Raw genomic sequence first — 6,022 nt, 5'->3', positions numbered from 1 at the left:
TCAATCTCCTGGAGATCATATAGCTGTCTTCCCTTGCTCAATTCATACCCTTTTCAGTCCCATTCTAAGTTACGGCTGTGGGGCTGTCAACAACAACAAAAATCCCCCCAATGGGTTATGGGGGGTTATTAAATATGGTGGGCCCGGCAGGGTTCGAACCTGCGACCAATCGGTTATGAGCCGAGTGCTCTACCGCTGAGCTACGGGCCCTTAAGGTATCAGTAGTCTATAAAATCACTAGGTGAAAGTCAAGCTGAAAGCCTTTGCTTTTGCGCTATGTTAGCTTATAATATGTTGACTCATAATACATGGTAACAACTCGTTGTAGTGAGGACAATAATCTAAATGGTCGAGAAGGACGAAAAAACGCCGAGATATAGACCCCAGGAGATAGAGCCAAAGTGGCGACAGCAGTGGGCACAGGACCGCCTCCATGAGGTTCATGATGATGACCCCCGCCCCAAGTGGTATGAGCTAACCATGTTCCCCTATACCTCGGGAGACCTTCACATCGGACACTGGTATGCCATGGCCCCTGCCGATGTTCATGCCCGTTTCAAGAGGATGGAAGGCTACAATGTGCTTCATCCCATGGGCTTCGATGCCTTCGGACTGCCTGCAGAGAACGCAGCCATCAGCCGGGGTGTACACCCCTTCACCTGGACGATGCAGAACATCGAGCGGATGAGAGCTCAACTCAAGAGCCTGGGCGCTATCTATGACTGGCAGCGTGAGGTGATCACCTGTCTCCCCGATTACTATAAGTGGACCCAGTGGTTCTTCTTAAAGCTCCATGAGGCAGGACTCGCTTATCGGGGGAAAGCCCCGGTGAACTGGTGCCCCAAGTGCCAGACGGTGCTTGCCAATGAGCAGGTGGTGGGTGAAGGTTCCTGCGAGCGCTGCGGGACACCAGTCAGCAGAAAAGACCTGGAGCAGTGGTTCTTCCGCATCACCGCATACGCAGAGCAACTCCTCGACTTCAGCCATGTCCAGTGGCCGGAGCGGATAAAGACAATGCAGAAAAACTGGGTCGGGAGGAGCGAAGGGGTGGAGATCACCTTTGGAATCGAAGAAGGAATGGGTGGATCGAAAGAAGAGTTTAGCGTTTTCACCACCCGTCCCGACACCATCTACGGGGTCACCTTCGTTGTCCTTGCCCCGGAGCACCCGCTGGTAGGGCATCTTACCGTGGCGGACCGTGAAGACGAGGTGGCGCGTTATATAGAGGGGGCGCGGAGCCGATCGGAGATCGAGCGAACTGCCGTGGGGCGGGATAAGAGCGGCGTTTTCACTGGCTCTTATGCCATAAACAGGCTGAATGGGGAGCGGGTACCTATCTGGATCGCTGACTACGTGCTACTGAGTTACGGCACCGGGGCAGTGATGGCGGTCCCCGCCCATGATGAACGCGACTTCGAGTTTGCCAAACGCTTCGACATCCCCATAAAGGTGGTCATTGCCCCGCCGAACTGGTCTGGAGAGGAGTTGACGGAGGCCTACATCGAGCCGGGCACCATGGTCAATTCAAGCCAGTTCGATGGACTGCCCAGTGAGCAGGGGATGGCGGAGGTGGCCGACTTTATAGCGGAAAAGGGCTATGGAGGGCGGCAGATAACCTACCGCCTTCGCGACTGGCTCATCTCCCGGCAGCGCTACTGGGGTGCCCCCATCCCCATGGTTTATTGCGATAGGTGCGGGCTGGTCCCGGTACCCGAGGATGAGCTACCGGTGTTACTGCCGCAGGATGCCGAGTTTAGACCCACCGGAGAGTCGCCCTTAAAATACTGCGAGTCTTTTGTGAACACCACCTGCCCCAACTGTGGAAATTCGGCACAGCGGGAGACTGATACCATGGATACCTTCATGTGCTCCTCCTGGTACTTCCTGCGCTATTCAAGCGCGGATTATAAAGATGCTCCCTTCGACGGTGCTAGGCTGAGATACTGGCTTCCCGTGGATCAATACACCGGTGGTGCGGAGCATGCCACCATGCATCTCCTGTACGCCCGCTTCTTCATTAAGGCGCTTCACGACCTGGGAATTGTGGATTTCGATGAGCCCTTCGTCCGGCTTTTCAATCAGGGTACTATCGTCATTGAGAAGCAGAAGATGAGCAAATCGCGGGGCAGGGTGATAACACCCGATGAGTATGTGTCTGAGCTGGGGGCCGATGCGGTCCGTGCCTATCTCATGTTCATTGGTCCCTGGGATCAGGGTGGGGAGTGGGACGACCGCGGAATCAAGGGGATCGCCCGCTGGCTGAATCGCATCTGGTTTCTCGTCCTGGGGGATTATGCTCAAGACGGGCCGAAGGCAACGGATACGAAAAATTTGAGGCATATTACACATAAGACCATCAAGCGGGTAAGCAATGACCTGGATAAGTTCAGGTTCAACACCATGATCGCCGCCCTGATGGAGTTCACCAACTATCTGGGCAGGGTGCATGATGAGAGATCCGTTGCCAAACCCGCTTTCGAGGAGGCTATCGATACCCTCATGCTGCTCCTTGCCCCCACCGCACCCCATCTTACTGAGGAGCTGTGGATGAGGAGCGGTCACTCCTATAGCATTCACAACCAGCCTTTCCCCCGGTGGGACGATGGACTTGCTGCTGAGGAGGAGTTCACTCTGGTGATTCAGGTAAATGGCAAGCTGCGCGATCGGGTCACGGTTCCGGTCACCATAACCAGGGAGGAGGCTCAGGAGCTGGCGCTCGACAGGGAGCGGATAAAAGCATATCTCATGGATAGGGAGGTTGCCAGGGTAATATACGTGGCTAAAAGGCTGGTGAATATAATAGTGACTTGAGCTTATTCTTAATTTAGTGTATACTACTGCTACTTTATCTGGGGGTGAGTATGAAGTTAACATGTCTTCAGGAGAATCTTAGTAAGGGCTTGGGCATTGTGGGGAGAGCGGTGGCCACCAGGACAACCCTGCCGATCACAAGTAACATTCTTTTGGTCACCGAAAAGTCCCGCCTCAAGCTGGCGGCTACCAATCTGGAGATCGCGATCAGTTGCTGGCTGGGTGCCAAGGTGGAAGAGAAGGGTGCGATCACCATCCCGGCACGACTTCTCACCGACTTTGTCAACTCCTTGCCCAATGACAAGATCGAGATTAACCTTTCGCAAGGGACCAACACCATGGAGCTTAAGTGCACTCGCTTTGAGGGGCGCATTAACGGTGTAGATGCTGATGAGTTCCCCCCGATACCAACGATAGGGGAGGGGGTGACGACAAGGATCGATCCCGAGGCGCTTCGACTGGCGATAGCCCAGGTGGTTTTTGCTGCAGCTACCGAGGAAACGCGGCCGGTGCTTACCGGCATTCACAGTGCGTTCGATGGCAATACACTTACACTGGCCGCTGCCGATGGCTTCAGGCTTGCGGTGCATAAGGCGCCCCTGGCGGAGCCTGTGGCGGAGCGAATCGAGATAATAATCCCGGCGCGTGCCCTAAGCGAGCTTCAGCGCCTTATCACCGATCAGGAGGAGCCGGTTGAGCTAACCATCAACCCCAATAGGAGCCAGGTGCTCTTTCGTCTAAAGGATGTGGAGATGGTATCGCAACTTATACAGCGGACCTTCCCCAATTATAATCAGCTCATCCCGGAGGGCTATACTACACGAGCCGAGGTGAGTCTTGCCGAATTCACCAGGGCAACGAAACCCGCTGCTATCTTCGCTCGCGAGGGGAGCGCCATTGTGCGTCTCCAGGTAGTCCCTGGCGAGGAGCTAACACCAGGAAAGATCGTGCTCTCTGCTCGCACTGAGGAGGTTGGGGACAACATCGGTGAGGTAGATGCCACTGTGGAGGGGGAAGAGGTCAAGATTGCCTTTAACAGCAAGTATCTCTCCGATGTGCTGGGGGTGCTTCATGAGGATCGGGTTACCCTGGACGTCACCACTTCCTCAAGCCCGGGGGTGTTCCGACCGGTGGGCGTGGAGAACTACACCCACGTAATTATGCCGATGTTTGTGCAGTGGTAGGTAATTCTAGGGGAATGACGCCTTGAATTTCTACGTTGTCAGTGCCTTGAGCGTAGACCTTAATGTCAAGAGCATCTAGGGCAAGCGCTTTTATATCCGGCGTGCTATGTTGAAGATTCTCTAGTACACGGTCATATAGCTGGCGAAGTTTGACTTTGGCATCCGCCAGATTTGTGAGGTTCCCTCTAGTTTTCAGCAGATCATTAAGTCTAGCTTCATCTTCATGGCGAAGACGCTTAATTTTGTTAAGTCGGTCCAAGATTTCATCCTTATCAAACTCACCCAATTCCATAGCTTCAAGTAGATTTCTCCGGCGCTGCTCATAATTGTGCAGGGTCTTTTCAAATTCCTTAATCTCGGTGTGTATCTCAGGATGTTCGGTTAAGATTCCCGGGCAGTTATTATGGTTCGCAATGACTTTGGTGGACGCGTACTTGCCCATCTTGCTCATCGGAGGAAAGTCAGGGTGGTATTTCTTGGCAAAGATACTAACTCATTCAGATGGGCAAGAGGTGTCGTAAAGGTCATCGATCTGGTCAAGAACGGTTATGATGCGCTTTTAGCAGTTGATGGTCCGGAGGGCCCAGCTTACCAAGTTCGACCAGGAGCAGCCCTAATGGCAAAGCGTTCCGGTGCTGTGTTGGCTCCAATGGTAGCCACCTCCAATAGGCGAATGAACTAAGTCAAACGCTGGGACAAACACATGATTCCACTACCGGGAGCGCGAACAGTGGTTCATTTCGGTCCCATAATCGATCCGCTGGAACGACACTCTCTGCCGCCTACACTAGACGAATTGCGAGAAAAAATCACTGAAGCGCTTCTCACTGGTATGCACCAAGCAGATGAGCTATGTTTGGACTCCGAATCATCCATTATGGAGCTAATAGAAAGAGGCCACTAGGAGGACACTAAGACCTTTATTCCATGTTATAATCTTTAAGCTTGCGGCTTCGGGTAGGGTGTCGGAGCTTACGCAAAGCCTTGGCCTCGCTCTGACCATACCCAGCACCCTAGCTATTTGCGAAAAGGATGCGCCATTTTCGCTGACGATTTACAATTTAGCAATGTATATAGTAATGGCACAGGTAGATGGATAAGTATATTGGCTAACTTATGGTAAAATGCTATTTAGATAAGATTGTTTAATAAATTGGCAAGAGGGGGGGCTCTAATAAGCGGTAATGGATGCTGGCTATTACTCCAAAGATAATCTGGAGAAGGCAGAAAAGGTGGAAACCGATTGCCGGATAGTCTACATTGCTACTTTCCCACCCAGAAAGTGTGGGATTGCCACCTTTACTCAGGATCTCACCCGGGCTATAGACGGTCTGCTTGAAACGATGGTAAAGTCGATGGTCGTGGCCATGAATGCCGAAAAAGTCGTTAGTGATATATATAGTCGGGAGGTTATCTTTCAGATAGACCAGAATAACCCCGATGAATATGTTAGGGTTGCCGAGGCGCTGAACCAGAATGACGCTGTTAAGCTGGTGAATATCCAGCACGAGTTCGGTATCTTTGGCGGCGACTGGGGCCTAAACATCATTTATTTTCTGAGTACACTGACGAAGCCTAAGGTAATTAACTTTCACACAGTCATTCCTCAGCCTTCCCAGGACCTGCGCCCTGCGGTACGTGTATTGGCGGACAATGTTAATGGTATCACCGTGATGACACATCGTTCCAGACGTATCCTGATTGAGGATTACGGAATACCTGAACAGGGCATTCGGGTCATTCCCCACGGAATCCATGACGGTGCTTATACTTCTAGCAAGCAGGCCAAGGCTGCCTTGGGCTTTTCGGATAAGACCGTTCTCTCGACATTCGGGATGTTGAACCGGGATAAAGGGCTGGAGTATGTCATCGAGGCGCTACCGGCGGTGGTCGAGAGATATAAAGACTTCGTCTACATCATCTTTGGAGCCACACACCCGAATATACTCAAAACGGAGGGTGAGACCTACCGTAATTCCCTCATTGAGAGAATCTATAGGCTAGGCCTTGCCGACCACGTAAAGATG

General features: G+C 52.4%; 4 protein-coding genes and 1 tRNA gene. 3 read left to right on the top strand and 2 right to left on the bottom strand.

The window, feature by feature from the left end:
• Positions 1 to 135: 135 nt before the first annotated feature.
• Positions 136 to 210: transfer RNA gene (locus tag VMX96_01770), tRNA-Ile, on the bottom strand.
• Between the two features lie 135 nt (positions 211 to 345).
• Between VMX96_01770 and leuS the strand changes: the two genes are divergently transcribed.
• Both leuS and dnaN read left to right on the top strand, forming a co-directional pair.
• The gene (gene leuS / locus VMX96_01765) at positions 346 to 2,811 is read left to right on the top strand and encodes a leucine--tRNA ligase (protein ID HUU62637.1); all 2,466 of its coding nucleotides are present in this window, start codon (positions 346 to 348) and stop codon (positions 2,809 to 2,811) included.
• Between the two features lie 50 nt (positions 2,812 to 2,861).
• Complete coding sequence (dnaN, locus tag VMX96_01760; protein HUU62636.1) at positions 2,862 to 3,995, top strand: DNA polymerase III subunit beta; 1,134 nt, start codon at positions 2,862 to 2,864, stop codon at positions 3,993 to 3,995.
• Here the strand turns inward: dnaN and VMX96_01755 are convergent.
• Positions 3,970 to 4,437 (bottom strand): hypothetical protein, encoded by a 468-nt coding sequence (locus tag VMX96_01755; protein HUU62635.1) that lies wholly within the window; start codon positions 4,435 to 4,437, stop codon positions 3,970 to 3,972. The two genes, dnaN and VMX96_01755, sit on opposite strands and share 26 nt — an antisense overlap.
• A gap of 742 nt (positions 4,438 to 5,179) precedes the next feature.
• Here VMX96_01755 and VMX96_01750 point away from each other — a divergent pair.
• Positions 5,180 to 6,022, top strand: an 843-nt coding sequence (locus VMX96_01750; GenBank protein HUU62634.1) for a glycosyltransferase, incomplete at its 3' end; no start/stop codon positions are given.

The sequence above is a fragment of the Dehalococcoidia bacterium genome (genome assembly GCA_035528575.1).
Classification (GTDB): domain Bacteria; phylum Chloroflexota; class Dehalococcoidia; order E44-bin15; family E44-bin15; genus DATKYK01.
This window is presented reverse-complemented; position numbering and strand designations above follow the sequence as displayed.

Excerpts from the sequence above, each read along its gene's own strand:
- leuS (HUU62637.1), top strand. The coding sequence starts at position 346 with ATGGTCGAGAAGGACGAAAAAACGCCGAGATATAGACCCCAGGAGATA.
- dnaN (HUU62636.1), top strand. The coding sequence starts at position 2,862 with ATGAAGTTAACATGTCTTCAGGAGAATCTTAGTAAGGGCTTGGGCATT.
- VMX96_01755 (HUU62635.1), bottom strand. The coding sequence starts at position 4,437 with ATGGGCAAGTACGCGTCCACCAAAGTCATTGCGAACCATAATAACTGC.